Origin of the sequence: Lacrimispora sp. (assembly GCF_036758025.1) — a bacterium.
Classification (GTDB): Bacteria; Bacillota; Clostridia; order Lachnospirales; family Lachnospiraceae; genus Lacrimispora.
Genome location: NZ_DAIOXM010000011.1, coordinates 104,628 through 122,591 on the forward strand (window position 1 = coordinate 104,628; position 17,964 = coordinate 122,591).

The window sequence follows — 17,964 nt, forward strand, 5'->3', positions numbered from 1 at the left end:
CACCTTTTAATATGTTCTAATTATACATGTTTTGTCGGTTTTCTTCAATAGAAATTTTATAATGTTCACAAAAAGTTTAATATATAAGGGAGATTATAACAAAAATTTTTATAAAAAGTTTATATATGTACATGCAGATCGCAAAAATTCAGGCGAAAGGGAGAATCCTTTCGCCTGAGAAGGTGTATTTTTGTTATATGTTATTCTTCTTCCTGTTTCCGGAGCAGGATTGAGAAAGCAAATATTCCCATACCGGCAGAGAAGATGAATAATATTAAAGCTGCGTGGACGCCGAACATGCTGTCACCGGTCTTTGGCAAGCCTGCCAATGGAATATCTCCTTCGATGTTAACCAGTTCTTCCGGCTCTTCCTGGGTTCCGCCTATGTTTCCGGTTGGTACATTTCCTTCTATAGTAACCAATGGATTTCCAGGTCTGGGTCCTGATGGATTGCCGCCGCCACCGCCTCCGCTTGAGCGTCTTCTATATGTGTTGGTAAACGCTGCGGTTACACTTGATTTGGTTTCTATGGTGCCTTCTGCATTGGTGCTTACAGTGGTGTACCTTTGTGACGAATAATCAGCCTCTGTTACCTTGTATGCAGTGCCGTCTGGCAAGCCTGTTATGGTGGCACTTTCTCCGTCTGCGAGGGTGATCTTCTCGCCGCTGGCAATGGTTGCTCCCTCAGGAACACCAGGTCCGCTGTAAGGATATCTGCCATCTGCGTTAAAGGTTACTGTAAACTCAAATTTCTTTGTTCTGTCAGCTCCGGTTCCGAGAACGGTCTTGCTGATTACCAGGCTTCCCGGAAGCGTTCTTGTATTGGTAAAGACTACTTCATAAGTTTCGCCTTCTGTACTGCTGTCTGCTATAATCTTACCATTTGGATTACCAGTAACGGTTTTTGTATATCCGAAACTGCTGTAGTCTTCCTCAGTAATTGAATATTCCGTATCTTTTGGAAGCCCGTAAATGGTAATTCCCTGACCATGCTTCAGAGAAATGATGTCTCCGTTTGCGATGGTTCCGTTTGGAATACCTGTTCCGATGTAGTTGTATGTGCCTTCTGCACTTAAGGTCACTTTAAAATTAAATGCCCTGTCTGTTTCTCCATCCTTACCGGCTACGGTCTTTTTAAAGGTCAGTTTTCCAAAATCGTCTGATTTGAAGTTTTCAACTGTGATTTCATTGGTCTCGCTGCCGTCAATAACCGTGGTGACACTATTGCCGTTTTTCGTTACCACCACACGGTAAGTCTTGAGAGCAGGTGCATAGCCGCCTGCAGGTGGATTTGTTTCCGTCAGTGTGTAGGTGCCTGGGGGGATTGCGGATATTGTGTAGATACCGCTTTCGTCTGTTTCACCCAGCCGGATTACGTTTCCGTTTTCTTCTGAAATCAGGGAGAATTCTGCACCTTTAAGGGTTTCCTGGGAGAAACCGTCTATCTTGGTGATTTTTATGTGTCCGCCCAAATGGATATTGGCCCAGCCATGTTTATATTCGACTCCATACTCAACCTCTGTATCCGTTAAGTTTTCCTTGCTTCCCTTCAGCGTGACGGAGTTCTTGACCTTGCCTTTATCTATGGTAATGTATGTTACATAAGTGAAACGGTAGGCCTGGTTGCTGTCAGGAACCTTAAATGTTAAGGTACGTGTTGCAGCATCATAGGTGATATGATCTTGAGGATTAAGGGTTGCATTTTCTCCTGTTTGATCCTGATATACGCCATTGGCCCCCATTTCCATTTTGGTAATGGTAATGTTTTCCCAAATGGGCTGGCCCGTATTGCTGATCGGTAATTCAAGGCCTTCCTGGAATGTATCTATGATTTCCACATCTTTATAATCCTCCAGCTCTTTCAGCTTGATGTCAAAAGGCTGGTATTTGACCTGCCATGTCAGGGACCGGCTTGAGTCGCTGGGATAGGTTATTATATTTTTATCCAGCAGCCTGGTTTTGACTGTGACGGATTGTTTGACTGTAGAAGTAGTGAGGTTCCAGTTTTCAATAAATAATTTTACCTGATTATCGACAGTAACCGTACCTGCATTGCTCTTTAAAAGATTCTCATAGGCTTCCTCGGTCAGCTTCGCCTGCACGAGAATGACATAATGCTTATTGAGGTTCGCAAAGGTGAATAAAGCTTTTGAAGCAGAATCGCTGTCCGGATCAAAAGCTGCTGTCATATCGGGTGCAGCTTCCGTATTAAGGTCAATGCCTTCAAATATTTTATATCCTTTATTGTTGTTGAAGGTTCTGTCAAATACCCATCCGGCAGGAAGAGTATCTGTTACTGTGATATTGCCTCCGCTCAGTTGTGCGAAATCCAAAACATCGTTATTGATATCTAAGCGGAAGATTGCTGTTCTTGTTTCGTGATTGAAACCGTTAGAGCTGTTACCTGCCTTGCTTGGATCTTCATTTGAATCAAATGAGAGAATCCCTTTTCTTAAGATGTTGCTGTTATACTTCACTGTACCTGTTGCCGCGGCCAGCCTGGTGGTTCCGTTGTATAATGCGGCGGTATTAAGAACATCCTCTGTACCATTGCCGGCATATATTTCGTGATTTGTTACCTGTGACTGGAATTTAAAAGTAGTATTTTCATCGTGCTTCACTGATACGATCAATAAATCAGCCAATGTTTCTCCGTTTGAGTTTTTAAGTTCGATATGATTATAGGAACTTATGGGAGCAGGAGTGATCCAGCCTGCAAACTTCTGATTCATCCGTTGTGGAATAGTGGCAGGAGAACCGCTGGGCCAACCGTCCAGTTGGGTAAGATCATCGATTTCAGTATTGCCGTGAACCAGCAAGTCGTAAATCTTGAGATCACCGGTAAAACCAGAGCCTTGATTCCTGGGATTGAAGTTTACAGTCCATTCAATCTTGCGGTCACTTTTCTGTGTGCCGCTTTTTTGGAGAGACGGATAACCGATTCCTACGGTGACATTACCGGTACCGGCTCCTGTACCGTTGCCTTTCCATGTGATGGTAGCCTTGTTGGTGTAATTTGTTACTTCGAAAACTCCATCCGGATCATCCGGAATGCTGGTTACGATGGTTACTGTAACTTTGTCATTAAGGTTTTTAAATTCCTCAACGTATACGCTGTTCGGGTCATTTTCTTTATAAGATAATGAGCCTCCGGCAGAGTTAAATTTGGCAAGCTGTGCGGCATCGAGTTCAACAGTGGTGTTTCCGATTGTATAGATTACGGACTTAACTGTCTGCACTTTGCTTCCGGAGCTGGGCCCCAATACATCTTTAATCGTGACATTTTCTAAAGGAAAACCTTCTTCATTGGCAACGATAGTCCATGTGATTTCACGGCCTACCCGGTCATCAGGGTCATAGCTTCCGAAATCTTTATTGGGAACTCCGTTCTTTGTAATCCATCTTTTTCCCGGAAGTTTCACTTCTGCTTTGTTTGATTTTGTTGCTTCGCTGGCTGTTGCCCGAAGGCCGGCCTGGTTTGCGATGGTTTCTTCAGCATTTGAGTTAAATTGATGTTCGGGAATTTCAGTGGAAAACTGAATGGTCTGGGGTGCCGTCTGGCCCTCCGGGAAGGTATAAACCAGAGAGTACTCTGTTGATTCCCCATCGGGTGTCATATCCTGTCCTCCGACCTTGAATGAATCGGCGAGGTATTTTCCTACAGTTGATAAATCATCTGAAAACTTAAACCCGCCTAAATCTGATCCATCCGGGGTTGATTCAATGGTAACCTCCCATATGACCGCCTTTTCGGCTATGCTGGGGGTTCCTTTTTTCGTCAGCTTGAATTCAATCGGTTCTTTAACAAAATAATCTCTGTCTAAAATGGTGATGATCTTTTCATCATTATTGCCGGAGCCGGCATTGTCTTTATCATATTTCAAACCTACTTTGAAACCTGCTTCAAGGTTATAGGCGTTTTTATTGATTTCATCCCAGTCCCAGTCAAATTCGATATAGGCAATTACCTGGCCGTTTTCTTCCTTCAGTTCTGCGTCACCGATTTTGATGGAAGTACCTTCTACTATTAGTGGGATTTTTCCGCTTACTGCTTTTAAGCCTGTTCCTATTAAGATTTCAGCTTTGTCTCCAGGTTTTACAATATCACCGATTCCATCAAACGATACCGGGATCTTCGTAAAATGAAATTCAATGTCGATAATTTCTCCGTCATTGATTTCCAGTGTTGTATCAGGTTCAAAAACAGTTCCGTCTACTGTTACAGATGCTTCATAATCAAGTTTTTCTTCTACATTTTCATCTGCCAGTAATTCAAATTGCAACTGTGAAATTTGAGGGGCTGGGCTTACAGGATCAACTGCCTGCTGACCATCCGTTTCCCCAGTGGTATTTTCGTTGTTCTCGTTTTCAGCCTCAGATTCTTCTGAGCTCTGTTCGTTGTCCTCGTCTGTGGTTCCAGATTCTTCAGAACCTTGTTCGCTGCCTTCGTTTGAAGATTCAGATTCTTCAGAACCTTGTTCGCTGCCCTCGTTTGAAGCTTCAGATTCTTCAGAGCCTTGTTCGCCGTTCTCATTTGCAGCTTCAGACTCTTCCGAGCCTTGTTCATTTTCATCTTCTGAAGGAGTTTGAGTTTCTTCGTTTAAACTTTCCTGTTGGTCTCCGGTATTTTCTGATTCGGAGGCCGTTTCTTGATTTGTTTCATCGGTGTGTGTGGTGTCGCTTTCATCATTAATGATAGATGTCACTTCCTGCGAAGTTTCGGGTTCATTTGCACGGACCGTAGTAGCAGGAAGAAGCACATTCAATACCAGCAGCATGGCCAATAACCAGCTCATAAATCGTTTATGCTTTTGTTTTCTCCTTTTCATGTTAATTCCTCCTTTTTAAACAAAGCGGCTTATGTACTTTACTTCAGCCTTAAGGTTCAGACTTTGTTTTCTATATGAAATAATACTTTGGCATAAGGTTTAATCTATGCAAAATCAAATTTATACTAATTATATAGGAATTATATGTATTGCACTTGAAAAGTTAGAAGAAAAGTTACGAGAAAATTGGTGGAAAAATAAAAATATGTCACCAAAATTTCCAGAGATAGAAAAAACTAGAAGATATGGGATAAAGAGTAGGTACATTAATATAGAAGGAGGAAAACCAATAAATGGTTTTCCTCCTTCTATGTTCATATAACAAATGTTATTCAGGGCTTATTCGTCGGAGTGCTTTTTCCGAAGATTATTGACGGAAACTGCCATACCCAAAAGTGCTGAGATGGAAAGCAGTCCGAAAACAACTACGCTGCGTGATACGTCATCACTGGTCTTTGGAAGGCCGCCAAGAGGAACAAGCATTCCATTGGGACCTACCATAAAGCCAAGAGGTATCTGTCCGAAGATATCATATAACTGCTGAGGCGTGTAGTAATTGCCGTCAGGGCCTTGCAGGTAGCCTTGTGGTACTTCACCGGGATTTACTGGTTCCGGTGTTGGAGTTGGCGTGGGTGGTGTGGGAGTTGGGTTTGTTGGTGGTTTTGGATTTCCGCCACCGTTGCCACCGCCGCCTCCACTTGAGGGTCTTCGATAGGTGTTGGTAAATGCAGCAGTTATACCTGAGTCGGAGATTATGGTACCTTCTGCATTGGTACTGGCGGTACTGTATCTTTGAGAAGTATAATCTGCCTCTGTTACCTTATATGTAGTTCCAGGCGCCAGTCCGATTATGGTGATGCTTTCTCCGTCTGCGAGAGCGATGGTGTCTCCGCTTTTAATTGTGCCGTTTGGAACTCCGGCTCCGCTGTAAGAATAACTTCCTTCTGCATTGAATGTTACTGTAAAATTAAATTTCTTTGTTTTGTCAGCGCCGCTTCCGAGAACAGTCTTGCTGATTACCAGGCTTCCCGGAAGAATTTTTGTATTGGTGAAAGTAACAGTTTTACCTGCTCCTATAGTGCCTGTTGCTCCGTCACCTGTAATAGCAGGTTTATCGTATCCATTACCGCTATAATCCGCTTCAGTTACGGAATAGGTTGCAGTATTTGGAATATTGTAAATGGTGACGCTTTGACCGCCCTTTAAGGAAATTGTTTCACCGCTTGCAATGGTTCCGCTTGGAATACCGTCTCCCATGTAAGGATAGCGGCCGGCAACATTAAAGGTCACTGTGAAAACAAATGAATCTTCGATCTTTGCACCATTACCTGCAATAGTTTTTCTGATAGTCAGATCTCCTACTGTATTTGATTGGAAGTTTTCAACTGTGATGGTGTTGCTTCCTCCGTCAATAGAAGTGACAACTGTACTGCCTTCCTCACGGACTACCACTTGGTAGGTTTTAACATCAGGTTTATAGTTGTCAGGTGCTTCCGTCTCTTTCAGGGTGTAAGTGCCTATTGGTACAGCCCGTAGTTTGAGCTTGCCGTCAGAACCTGTTACGCCCTGGCGGATTACTGTCGTGCCGTTATACAGGGTAAACTGAGCACCCGGGAGGATAGCAGTGCTGGAACCATCCACTTTGGTGATTTCCACGCTGCCGCCTTTTTGAAGGTTGGCCCATCCATCTTTATAAATAACTGGGTGTGATACATTTGTTGCGTCTCCATCTACTTCGCTTCCTGTCAGTTTAACTGAATTGTTGACAGGGCCATTTGATTCAAGGGTAATATCAGTTATATAAGTCAGGCGGTATGCTTTAGTAATATCAGGAACCTTGAATTTCAGTGTGCGTGTAGCTGCGTTATATGTGATGATATCGTCTGACAGTGGAACAGGAGTACCATTTGCCGGTATACTGCCATCTGCCCCCACAGTCAATTCAGTAAGTGTAAAGTTTGTCTGAACTCCGCTTTGCCATAGAGGCTTTCCGTCAGAATTAATACGCAGTTCAATGCCTTCAGATAAGGTGTCTTCGATGAATACTGGTGTCATATTTTCTGAGATATCCAGCCCGAAAGGATTGTACTCTACTGTCCAGGTCAAAGTTGCGTTAGTATCATTAAACACAAACTTTTTATCTAGTACCTTGGTATTCACTGTAACATTCTGTGTGTCGGTTTTAGTTAAATCCCACTTATCAACTCTCAGAGTTGCGGTGTTAAGATGCGGAGTATTGGGATTATTTGCTGTCAGAAGTTCCTTGTATTTCTCTTCTGTCAGATTTGCCTTCACCAGAATAACATAAGGTTTATCCAGTGTAGTGAAAGTAAAGGTTACCTCGCTCGCCATAGCGGGATCAGGGGAAAATACTGCAACCGGATCATTCCCGGTAACTTCCGTCGAAGTGGCTATTATAGAATCATTGCCGCCTGTGCCCTCAATAATCTTGTATCCTTTGTTATTAAAGCTTGTATCGAATACCCAGCCTGAAGGCAGAGTATCTGTTACTTTAACAGGGCCGCTGTCAATATTGCCTCCCGTAAGATTCAGACTGTCAGAGTTGACACTGATGCGGAAAATAGCAGTCTTGTTCACGTGGTCGAAGCCGTTGGCTGCAGTACCGATGTTATTTGCATCAGGGCCCTGCTTGTTTGCTTCATTTCCATTAAGGATCTCTTTGTTCAAAAGCTTGGTATTGTAGGGTACATTTGCGCTAGCAGAATTGAGCTTTGTTGTACCTCGGAACAAAGATGCGGTGTTAGTGACTGTTTCGCTGCCATTTTTAGCAAAGACTGCCGGATTAACCACTTGTGAATTAAATGTAAATGTATTCTTCTTGTCGGATTCGACTGAAAACTCTATCAAATCGGCAACTGCCACACCTCCTTGAGAAAGAGTGTGTACCGTAACGAAATTCGGATTTCCCAGCGTTGCATCAAAAGAACCTGTAACAAATTTTTGGTTACGTCTCTGAGTGAGGTTATTGAGAGCAATGCCTGCAGGTAAGCCATCTACGGTTCCTGTAATATCGTTACCTCCATAGACGAGTAAATCATACACCTTAATATCTGAACCAAAGTTCTGTCCTTTTGGATCAATGGTCACGGTCCATTTGATGTTACGGTCTGTATTGGAACCAATTCGTTGACCGCTTTTGGTGATAGGGTTATATCCAATGCCAATACCTACTGTTTCTGAGTCAATCGGTCCATGTGTTCCCAAACCATCCCATGTGATCGAGGCTGTGTTGTTGTAGGGTTTAGACTCAGTTGTGCTGGAGTCATCTGGTACGGAGGTTACGATCACCAGCTTAACCGGAGTAGTAATGTTACCGAGGTCATAAATATTATTTACAGCGGTAATACCTTGTGGGTCTGTCCAAAGTGAAGATTCCTCGGAAGTATCACTTGTATCGCCCTTATACCATGTGGCAGATGTAACAGTCAGACCGCTTGGAATGGAATCTGTAATCTTGACATTGTTAAGCCCTACTCCCGCCGTGTTGGCAATGATAGTCCATGTAATTGTACGGTTGGTGGGATCGTATATCTCCCCACTCTGCGGTGTATTTGGTTTCCCCGACTTAATAATCCAGCGTTTTGCGATCAAAGTGGCTGTACCGGAGTCGCTGTGCTCTACTTTACTGTCCTTAAGAACCTGCGCCGTATTGGTAATGGTTTTAGAGGTATTCAAATAAAAGTCTTCATCTTTGATCTTCGTCTCAAATTTGATAGTTTGCGGAGACATTGTATTATTCGGGAAATTATAAATCAGCGGAGCTGTTTGGTCAGGCGTTGTACCCGTAAGCGTGCCGCCGGTAGCACCGACTTTAAAGGAGCCGGTTAGATATTCTCCGACATTGGTCAAATTATCCGAGAAGGTCACTCCATCCAGATTCACAGGCTGACCCGATTTCTCTGCAGTGACTTCAACTTCCCATTCAATGGTCTTAGTAACCCAGTTGATCTCGCCGTCCTTTTTATTTATCTCGTATGTAGTTGGAGCAACCGGTTCTTTGACATAAAATTTTTTGTCCAAAACTGTAATGAATTTTTTGCCATCTTCCTCGTCCGCTTTGCTTTCATCATATTTCAGATTTGCGTTAAAACCGACGCTGATTGCTGGAGTGTTTTCGTTAACTTGACCAGCCTGGTTTCCCCAATCCCATTGGAATGATATGTTGGCTACGACTTCGCCGGAACCGTTAGTGGATAAGACTGCAGTACCAACTGGAATATTGCCAGGTGCCAGCAAAGGAATGGAAAGTGGTTCTATAGGGATTCTTAACCCCTTGCCCATATTAATTATTGCAGTATCACCTGGATTTACAACACCGGTTCCTCCGTCAACAGATACTGGAAAAGGATCAAACTCAAACTCAATGCTAATATCTTTCCCATCCGGGAAAGTCATCTCTGCATCAGGCTGAAATGTGTTTCCATCTACTTTCACGGTTGCTTCGTATGTGAGTAAGCTTAAAACACTAGCCAGTGGTTCGATATTAAGCGGTGCCGCAACTGGCGGGGGAGATGCTGAAACAGGGTCTTTCTTTGTTCCTTCCGAAGGAGTTCCCAGGGGAACATCAGTATCGCCATCTTCTTCTTCCTCTGGAGTCTCTGGTTTCGTCGCGTCGCTAGGGCTGGCAACATCGCCGTCAGAGCTGATTGTAATTACGTTTTCAGCCGGTGCACCTGGTTCATCAGCCTGTACATTGACAGCAGGCAGAAACACATTCAGCACCAGCAGCATAGCCAGCAGCCAGCTTATAAATCTCTTTTGTTTCTTTCTTTTCAAATCTCATTCCTCCTTTTTACAAAGCCTTTTTGCCGGATCTTGAATCTCATTTCCAGTCGTGAACTTTGCTTTATAGTGAAGTAATTCTTTCTTAATCATAAGATATTTTACCTATGTAAAAGAATTCTATATGAATTATATAGGATTACTATTTTTAATGCTTGAAATTGGTTGAAAAAAGTTACAACAAAATAGACAAAAATAAAAATTAATGTTACAATAATTTCCATAAAGAGAAAGAACGGAGAATGGCAATGAAAACGGGTGTATTATTGGAGGAACTTATTTATATTTCTCATGCATCAAAGACAGATTTTGCACTCAGCATGAATATGACTCCAAGCGGATTAAGTAAAATCTTAAAAGGAGGAAGGCTCCCTTTTTTAAAAGAGAAAAGAGCCTTCAGTAAGATGGCTGCTGGTTATTTTGCTGAGATTTTATACGATGACTTTTGTTATTTGAAATTTGAACGTATTTTTCCGGTATTATATGATTTTAGTTCTAAATATGAATTGGAAATGTTTTTGTCCAATGCTATTGAATATGCGTTTGACAAAGATTTTGACGAGGAAAATAACGGTAGCCTGGGATATTCTGACAGAGAAGCCAGCTTTCTTGGAAAAAAGACCATATTGAATATGTTCTGTGTGCTGGTTTCAGACTACCTAACCAGAGAGGAAGGGGTTCCTATGGAACTTTACAGTACCCTTCCCTGGTTTGATAAGATTTATGGTGATATTTTATCCAGAATTAAACTTTTGACATCTAAGAGGCAGAAGGATATTCTGCTTAATCAGTTCGTTGAACCTCATTCTATTGATGAGGCGGATAAGAATTATGATATCGATGTCGTTTCCACCATTGTCAACTGCCAGAAGAGCGTTGATTTAAATTTATGGCAGGTCAAGAAAGAGATAAACAGCACCTTTTTCCTTTTGAGGGGCCGGTTCCTCATGCTTTTCAGCTTCCAGATTGATGGAACCCCTCTTATGACATTTATCACTCACAGAGGATATCTGACTTCATTTTACAATTCTCTTATGAAGAGAGAAGCTAAGAAGGTCAGCTATAATGGGATAGAAGCAAGAAAAGCCCTGAAAGCAGATCCGGATCTTCTTTCCAAGCTGATTGACAGGAAGATTGATGCTGTATACAATTTTATATCCATAGGATATTTGATTACAGAACAAGAACTGGAACGTGCCAGAAGTGAGGAGTATGTGAAAAAAAGCCTTTTGTCTCTTTTTCGAAATATTCTGGACAAGGATACTATTTTCTACGTGACTATTGATGCCATGCTTGGCTTTTGCGCCACCGGAAAGGCCATTGTTCCACTTGTGGGTGCTATTGATTTTCCGTCTAAAGAACGAATTTCGTACTTGACCCGGTTTAATGTTTCCATTAATGAACAAAGTTCTGACAAGATAAGAGTGGTAAACAGTGAACTTCCCAAAGCGGCAGTCCTTTGCTCCAAGGGATTCAGCTTGATTTATATGATTGACAGTAAATATGAGTCTGAAAAGATCCATTACTTTGAATCTGATCTAATCAATGATATTTTGAAAAAAGAGATAGATGGCGATGGTATGATTTTGATGGATTTCAGTCTGGACTTATGGGAAAATTATCTTGACGAAATGTCTGGAAGCTTTGTCATGGCTGATTTTGAAATGGGAGAGGAATCCGATGAGATGGATTTTTAGATAATAGAATACAGAATGAAAACAGGCTGCGGTGCATCAGGTGATGGATTATCTGATGCACCGCAGCTTGTACTTTTGTATGGAGAGCCGGTGAATATGGTGTTGTAGATTTAATTCAGGGTTTCAATGCCTTCTTTTTGAGCGACATAGAGAATCATAGTTTCAGGTATATCCAGCATTTTTGCAGCTACGCTTACATGGTTGTTATTCTTCAGGAAGTTGACAATTAGTTTTTCCATACCCTGTTCTATACCCTGTTCGATACCTTTTTCCAACCCTTTTCTCCAACCACGTTCCATTGCATCCTCTGCAATTCCTTCACCTAAATTACACATAAAACTGATCCTCCTTTCCATATCTGTATCCATTGGTATTTTAAATTCTTCTGATAAAATATTCTATGAGCCAGAATAATTTTATGAGACAGCAGCCTTTTGGCATGTTCGTCGTATTCTGACTCCATATCGGATGAGTATATTGTTCTTTTGAGACTTTCCTCCACATAATAAAACCTCCCTTACAGCTTTTAAATCCATATCAATAGCAGGGGGTATCATTGATGATATCCGGATGAAATATAGTTTCCGCAGAACATCATCTGTGAAGTCATATAAGGCTCAGGTTTTACCGTTTGCAAATGAAATACTATATGAGAATTATAACATTTCAGATAGATGGTTTCAAGAATGGAATATAGAAATGATGTTTTTGGAAGTAATTTATGATATGTAATTTAAAAATGATTTATTGGAAAAATAAGAAAAATAAAAAGATTTAAAAATAAATTATAAAGATTAAAATAAGATTTAATATGGGAAAAGACACCTTACTCATGACATTATAAAACAATGAACCAATTGTGTAAATATGAAAATTTAAATTCTTTTGATTGTCCGGTTATAGGAAAGAAAGACATTAACAATGAGCGTTGTATATATAGATATTTTATTCTGTGATGCATCTTGTGTTTACATTGGCGAAGTTAAGAGGTATCATAATACCAGGTATCATAGAGGGGTTATGGCCGCCCTGCAGCGTTTCATGGCCGAGTGAGTTTTATATAAAAAATTTCACTACAGGAGAAGGTGTTTATGAAAGAAAAAAAGTCTGTAATAAGTGTTGTCATTGACGGCGTTTCGGGGATTTTTCTCCCGATTATCAATCTGTTAAGCGCGGCGGGAATATTAAAAGGGGTGTTGGCTATTCTGACCGCGGCAAATATTCTGTCGGGGGCGGGGGAAACCTACGTGGTGTTAAATGCCATGGCAGACAGTTTGTTTTATTTTCTTCCCATTATATTGGCATTTACAGCGGCAAAGAAGTTTGGTTCTGACCCATTTATAGCAATGGTCATCGGTGGGGTACTTTTGTATCCCGCCTTAACGGATTTATTTGAGGCAGGCACCAGCATTTTTTTTGCCGGAATTCCCATGAAGGCCGTTATCTATCATTCCAGCGTAATCCCCATCATTCTTGCAGCAGGCTTGCTTTCCTATGTGGAACGGCTGGCATACAAAATATTGCCTGATATGATCAAAGGCTTTTTAGCACCCTTAATCTGTATCATAGTGGTGGGACTGGTTACATTGTTTGTGTTTGGGCCAATTGGAAATGTTATAGGGGATGGGATGGCAGCAGCCTATGAATTTTTATACGGGATCAGTCCCATGATTGCCGGAGGGATTTTAGGAGCAGTGATCCAGCCCATGGTTATTTTTGGATTTCACTGGAGCCTTGTGCTGGTTGCAATGAATAATGTTTCCGTGAAGGGTTCTGATACTATATTGGCCTTAATCGGGCCGGCGGTATTTGCCCAAGCGGGTGCAGCACTTGCAGTATGCTTAAAAAGCAAGGATAAAAATTTCCGATCCATTTGTTTATCAGCCGTACTGTCAGCCTGCTTCGGCGTCACGGAACCGGCCATGTTTGGGGTGAATCTGCCCTTAAAAAAGCCTATGATTGCGGTATGCATCGGCGGCGGAGTGGGCGGTGCTGTAGCAGGACTTTCCGGAGCCCAGGCCATGGCATTTGCATTTCCAAGTCTGGTTACATTGCCTGTGTTTCTTGGGAACGGGTTTGGGTTGTATGTGATAAGCTGCATGGTTGGATTTTTGACTGCATTTACGCTGGCAATGGTTTTAAAATATGACGTTGCAAAAGATGAAGCACCTCAGGCGGATTAATCTTTTCAAAGGAGGCCCGGCTTAGTTCGGGCCTTATGGTATTAAAATTCTCAAAAGGGAGTTGTTGAGAAAAAGACTCATTCTGTCCCAAGCGTCTTCATTGACAATACTTCATCCCCTTAATATAATGTGAAGGCATCGGTTAGACATGACTAACTATATAACAGGAGGATGGTATGGCCAGGAAGAAATTGATTCAAAAAACGGCAGTGTCACTGTTAACAGCCGCTTGTGTACTTTCACAGATTGGTACAGTTTGGGCGGGAGTTGCAGGAAATCAGGGGGGCGCATACACGCAGGGTGTATGGAAATATGAGAATGAAAGCTGGAAGCATTACGACGGCTCAGGAGCCTTAAGCTTTGGCTGGATTAAGAAGGAATCGGGCTGGTATTATCTCAATCCGGAAGATGGAACCATGATGACAGGCTGGTTCCAGGATGAAAAGGGAACAAAATACTATATGAACACTTCCGCCGATGGTACGGAGGGGCAGATGCGTTCCGGCTGGTATCAGGATGGCAACGGAACATGGTACTTTTTTAATACGGCTGATGACGGAACCCTTGGAGGACTGAAGACAGGCTGGCAGTGGATTGACGGATACTGTTATTATTTTCATGCCGGTGACGGAGCAGACATGGGAAGGTTGTATATAGGCGAGACAACCCCGGATGGATTTTTTGTAAATGGAGATGGCCGCTGGGCAGATTCTGACGGCACTGTTCATTATGAGGCAGGAAAGGGCCTGGCTTCAACACCTGAAGCAGAAAGCGCCAAAAGAGTAGCAGCCTCTGGTACTGGAAGAGTCTCCTCAGGGGGAAGCGGCTCATCGGGCGGCGGCAGTTCTACTGATAATGGAAATAATCAGAATGGAGAAAACAACCATCAGGAAGAAAAGTCTGCTTTTGTAAATGAAAAAAAGACAAAACTGGTTGATTTAGGCTGGATACAATATGCAGTCATTGTTTTCCAGGAAGGAAGCATAGATGATTATACCGTCAGTGTGGATGGGATGGACATTACAGATGTCTGCGCCAATGTAGATGATGACGGAACTGTTGTGAAGTGGCAGACCACCTTATGGAAGCCCGGAACCCTTACGGTTACCAGAGATTCTGATGGAAAAGAACAGAAAGTAAAGATCGGAAATGGTTCTGCATCAGGTGTTTCAGATATGGGAAATCTTGATTCGGCTCCCAGTGCTATTCTGACAAACGGTCCCATATCTGTATTTGACTATCACCTGGATAATTATGACCGGGATGGCAATGTGCGCATACATCCAGAGAAAACCACCTTTTATTTAAGCGGAGAGCTTCAGGAAGCTTTTCCGGAAGTTCCTTCTGATTATTACTTGCCGGATACCTTAATTGATCCGGATGGAAAAGGCAAAATCCAGCTCAAGCTGGCGTTAAAGACCCAGGCACAGGAGAGTTGGTTTGCCCAGTTGAAAACCATTAAGGCTCTGAGTACAGAAAACAATGTTCTGAACAAAAACCTTACTTTTACCACCTCAATTGAAACAGAATTTGGAAAGACAGGTGTGATTACAATTGGGCTTCCCCAAACCAACCTTTTTGCCCGGGGACGTTATCAGTTAAATTTGTCTTCCGGATACAGCAAGGCAACCAAGAACGTACCCCTTCACCTTGTGGACAACAGGCTGTTTGTGATGAACTTAAATAACCTCAATCCAAGTCCCAAGCAGGGAGAGGATTTTGCGTTTGAGATTGTGGGACCGGCTGGAGAAAACTTTGGTACAGAAATATTGTCTCCTATTTACAGGGTGGATATGACTATGCCGTCAGGAAAAGTCAAATCTCTCGCATGGCCGGAAGAGTATTATGAGATTGGCTCCATGCTTCATATTTGCGGAACGGACCCGGATGACAATGTAATCACCACTGAAAGCGGTATATACACGATTACTGTATATGCAACCGGTTACCAGACGATGACGAAGAAGGTGGAAGTCGGCAGCAGCTCCCAAAGCGGAGCAGGGGGCTACAGCATTCAGGCGATGGCAGGAAATTACACCATTGATGCCATGGCCAGCGCTTCCGTTGTTATACCTGATGAGGGCGGTTCCGGCTCTTCCGGCGGCTCCCAGATGAACGGATACCTGATATTTGACCATGACCTGCTGGCAAATGCATTGATTTTACATGAGATCAATCATGTCAGCGAGGAAAGCGAAGCAGTTGTACAATGGTGGTATAATCAGAAGGCACAGTCTGTTATGGATGAAAATGCTGAGACTTTCTATGATTTCACTCATTACTTAAATTCAGTGAAGGATGCAAAGCTGGAGACCGGAGAATATCTTTCCTTTGAGAAATATAAGGAGATTCAGACCGGAGGAGAGACTGCAAACCGTCCGTATCAGATCAAGCGGGTTTTGGAAGACGGAAAGCTGGGAGCAGTTGAAAGGCTTCTTTCCATAATAGGAAAGCCGGGATCGGCTCTTAAAGGAATGGAAGGAAATCTGGGGGAGGACCTGGTACTGACTTCTGATAAAGATGGGGAATACATTTCCAAAATTACAGCCCTTTATCTTAATGATTCTGCAATTGCTCTGAGGAGTGATTCTTATATTACAGAGTATAAGTTCGGAGAGGAAAAGGAGAGTATTATCATCCTGTCAAAAACAGAGGGAACAGGCGGCGGCAGGCTCCAGCTTACAGAAGGGGAACACAAGCTGCGAATTGTGGCAGAAGGGTATAAGGATCAGACCGTTGTCCTGAATGTGGTTAGGGAATTGGAGAGGCTTGACCTTTCTCTTGCTGACAATCCTGAAAAAGAAGATTCTGAGGATGCAACAATCTACCATATGGGGCAGAAGGTTTACATCAATGCTGCGGCTGATGAGGCCGATGCAAGCCAGACGAAGCTTCGCGGTGATTTTATGAAGAACCTGACAGGTGTGACCTTGACTGATCCGGATGAAATGTCAAAAAATGTGACTCTCCAGGGGCAGGGCGGCCTGTATAGCGAAGATAATTATGAAAAGCAAGAGTATTCTTTCGCACTTCAGAAGAATCTGTTTAAGAAGGCCGGCCAGTATACTGTTCTGGTGACTGCGGAAGGGTATACGGCAAAGACTCTGACCTTTGAAATCATGGAAGCTGCTGCGGGCCCGGTTGAAGATAACAAGCTGGCGCCTGAGGTAGAGAAGACAGAATATATGGAAGGATCTATTTGGGATCCGGCATATTATCGGGTGACCTTTGATGTGACAGATGAAAAGGCGACAAAGGACTATCTCAATGCAGAAAAGACGGTTACGGTTAACGGAATTTCTTATAAGAAGGTTTCATCTTGGCCTTGGCCTGTTTCCACAGAAAATCTATATAAGACATATTCGGTCAATGGAGTAGTGAAATACCTTGATTTTACAGCAACTGCCTTTACAGAAGACGAAAATACAGTGGTTATTGAAGTAGATGGCTACGAGACTTTGACTTTTACGGTTGAACTGTTTGACCCTGAAAATGATATTCAGGGAAGGACTGCTTCGGCAGCGGAAGTCAAAGAAGAGAACCCCATAGCCCCTGAGGAAGAAATAACAGACACCGAGGAAGATAAGCCCGAAGAACCTGAAGAAGAAACCGGGGAAGCAGAAGAAAACCAGCAAGAAAACGGTAAGGACGAAACGGTAGAAACCGAGGGAGAAGACGGGAAAGAAAACGCAGAAGACAAGACCGGGGAACCTGGGGAAGAAACGGGAACCGGGGAGGACACTTTTGAGAGCCAGGGAGAAGAGCAGGAAGAAGAGAAGGAAGAAAACGGTGATGCCAGAGAAGTGGCTGATGGGGCAGCCGGAGAATAGAAAGTGAATAAAAGGCCTGCATAATAAAGGGCGGCTGGGAAAGCAGAAGGAATATCTGCTTTTTCAGCTGCTCTTCTGTGTGAAAAGTGTAAGAGAAGGTGTTGGACATCTGCATTCTTTGAAAAACTTGTATTTTATGGTGATTCAAAGTATAATCAGGTCAGATTAAGTATTAGAGGAGCAGGCATTTAAAAAGGAGATAGGAGAGATCAGAATGAAAAAGACAGAAAAAAATCAGAAATGGGTGTTTAACAAAGACATAGACGGAGAACAGGCGGCAGAAGGAGTTGTCAGAAAGATCCTGGCATACTGCGACAGCATGATGTGTGTGGAAAACCATTTTGAAAAAGGTGCTGTGGGAAACATGCACAGCCATCCTCATACCCAGATCACCTATGTGGCAAGCGGAGCTTTTGAGTTCACCATAGGAGATGAGACAAAGACTGTGAAAGCAGGGGATACTCTTTTAAAGCAGGATGGTGTTGTCCATGGATGCGTTTGTCTTGATAAAGGAATTTTAGTGGATTTCTTTACGCCTATGCGGGAAGATTTTCTATAAACATTGATGAAAGGCCAGTGAAGCTGTCGGGGTGCTGGTTCCCCGACAGTAGAGGGAAGGTCA

Annotated in this window: 8 protein-coding genes; 5 read left to right on the top strand and 3 right to left on the bottom strand. The window is 42.8% G+C overall.

Translation table 11 applies throughout. The annotated features are described in order from the left end of the window. Nucleotides 1-200: 200 nt before the first annotated feature. A complete protein-coding gene (locus tag V7M78_RS11260) occupies nt 201-4,829 on the bottom strand; it encodes a DUF7601 domain-containing protein (RefSeq protein WP_333649507.1) in 4,629 nt (1,542 codons plus the stop codon). Nucleotides 4,830-4,935: 106 nt separating this feature from the next. On the opposite strand from V7M78_RS11260, the gene V7M78_RS11265 reads away from it, so the two are divergent. Further along, nucleotides 4,936-5,151: a hypothetical protein gene (locus tag V7M78_RS11265; RefSeq protein ID WP_333649509.1), complete on the top strand. Its 216-nt coding sequence runs from the start codon at nt 4,936-4,938 to the stop codon at nt 5,149-5,151. Nucleotides 5,152-5,168: 17 nt separating this feature from the next. Here the strand turns inward: V7M78_RS11265 and V7M78_RS11270 are convergent, their stop codons facing one another. Further along, complete coding sequence (locus V7M78_RS11270; RefSeq protein ID WP_333649511.1) at nt 5,169-9,626, bottom strand: DUF7601 domain-containing protein; 4,458 nt, start codon at nt 9,624-9,626, stop codon at nt 5,169-5,171. A 254-nt stretch (nt 9,627-9,880) separates the two neighbouring features. Here V7M78_RS11270 and V7M78_RS11275 point away from each other — a divergent pair, with 254 nt between their 5' ends. Continuing rightward, nucleotides 9,881-11,329, top strand: coding sequence for a hypothetical protein (locus V7M78_RS11275; RefSeq protein WP_333649513.1), 1,449 nt, complete (start codon nt 9,881-9,883; stop codon nt 11,327-11,329). A gap of 110 nt (nt 11,330-11,439) precedes the next feature. On the opposite strand, the gene V7M78_RS11280 is transcribed toward V7M78_RS11275, so the two are convergent. After that, the gene (locus V7M78_RS11280) at nt 11,440-11,664 is read right to left on the bottom strand and encodes a hypothetical protein (RefSeq protein WP_333649515.1); all 225 of its coding nucleotides are present in this window, start codon (nt 11,662-11,664) and stop codon (nt 11,440-11,442) included. Between the two features lie 756 nt (nt 11,665-12,420). Here V7M78_RS11280 and V7M78_RS11285 point away from each other — a divergent pair. From V7M78_RS11285 to V7M78_RS11295, 3 genes are all read left to right on the top strand, one after another. Further along, nucleotides 12,421-13,512 (top strand): PTS transporter subunit EIIC, encoded by a 1,092-nt coding sequence (locus tag V7M78_RS11285; protein WP_333649517.1) that lies wholly within the window; start codon nt 12,421-12,423, stop codon nt 13,510-13,512. Between the two features lie 176 nt (nt 13,513-13,688). Continuing rightward, a complete protein-coding gene (locus tag V7M78_RS11290) occupies nt 13,689-17,342 on the top strand; it encodes a hemoblobin-interacting domain-containing protein (protein WP_333649519.1) in 3,654 nt (1,217 codons plus the stop codon). A gap of 214 nt (nt 17,343-17,556) precedes the next feature. Continuing rightward, nucleotides 17,557-17,901 (top strand): cupin domain-containing protein, encoded by a 345-nt coding sequence (locus V7M78_RS11295; RefSeq protein WP_333649521.1) that lies wholly within the window; start codon nt 17,557-17,559, stop codon nt 17,899-17,901. The last annotated feature ends 63 nt before the right edge of the window (nt 17,902-17,964 follow it).

Coding starts and splice junctions, on each gene's coding strand:
- V7M78_RS11260 (WP_333649507.1), bottom strand. CDS start 4,829: ATGAAAAGGAGAAAACAAAAGCATAAACGATTTATGAGCTGGTTATTG.
- V7M78_RS11275 (WP_333649513.1), top strand. CDS start 9,881: ATGAAAACGGGTGTATTATTGGAGGAACTTATTTATATTTCTCATGCA.
- V7M78_RS11280 (WP_333649515.1), bottom strand. CDS start 11,664: ATGTGTAATTTAGGTGAAGGAATTGCAGAGGATGCAATGGAACGTGGT.
- V7M78_RS11265 (WP_333649509.1), top strand. CDS start 4,936: ATGCAAAATCAAATTTATACTAATTATATAGGAATTATATGTATTGCA.
- V7M78_RS11290 (WP_333649519.1), top strand. CDS start 13,689: ATGGCCAGGAAGAAATTGATTCAAAAAACGGCAGTGTCACTGTTAACA.
- V7M78_RS11285 (WP_333649517.1), top strand. CDS start 12,421: ATGAAAGAAAAAAAGTCTGTAATAAGTGTTGTCATTGACGGCGTTTCG.
- V7M78_RS11295 (WP_333649521.1), top strand. CDS start 17,557: ATGAAAAAGACAGAAAAAAATCAGAAATGGGTGTTTAACAAAGACATA.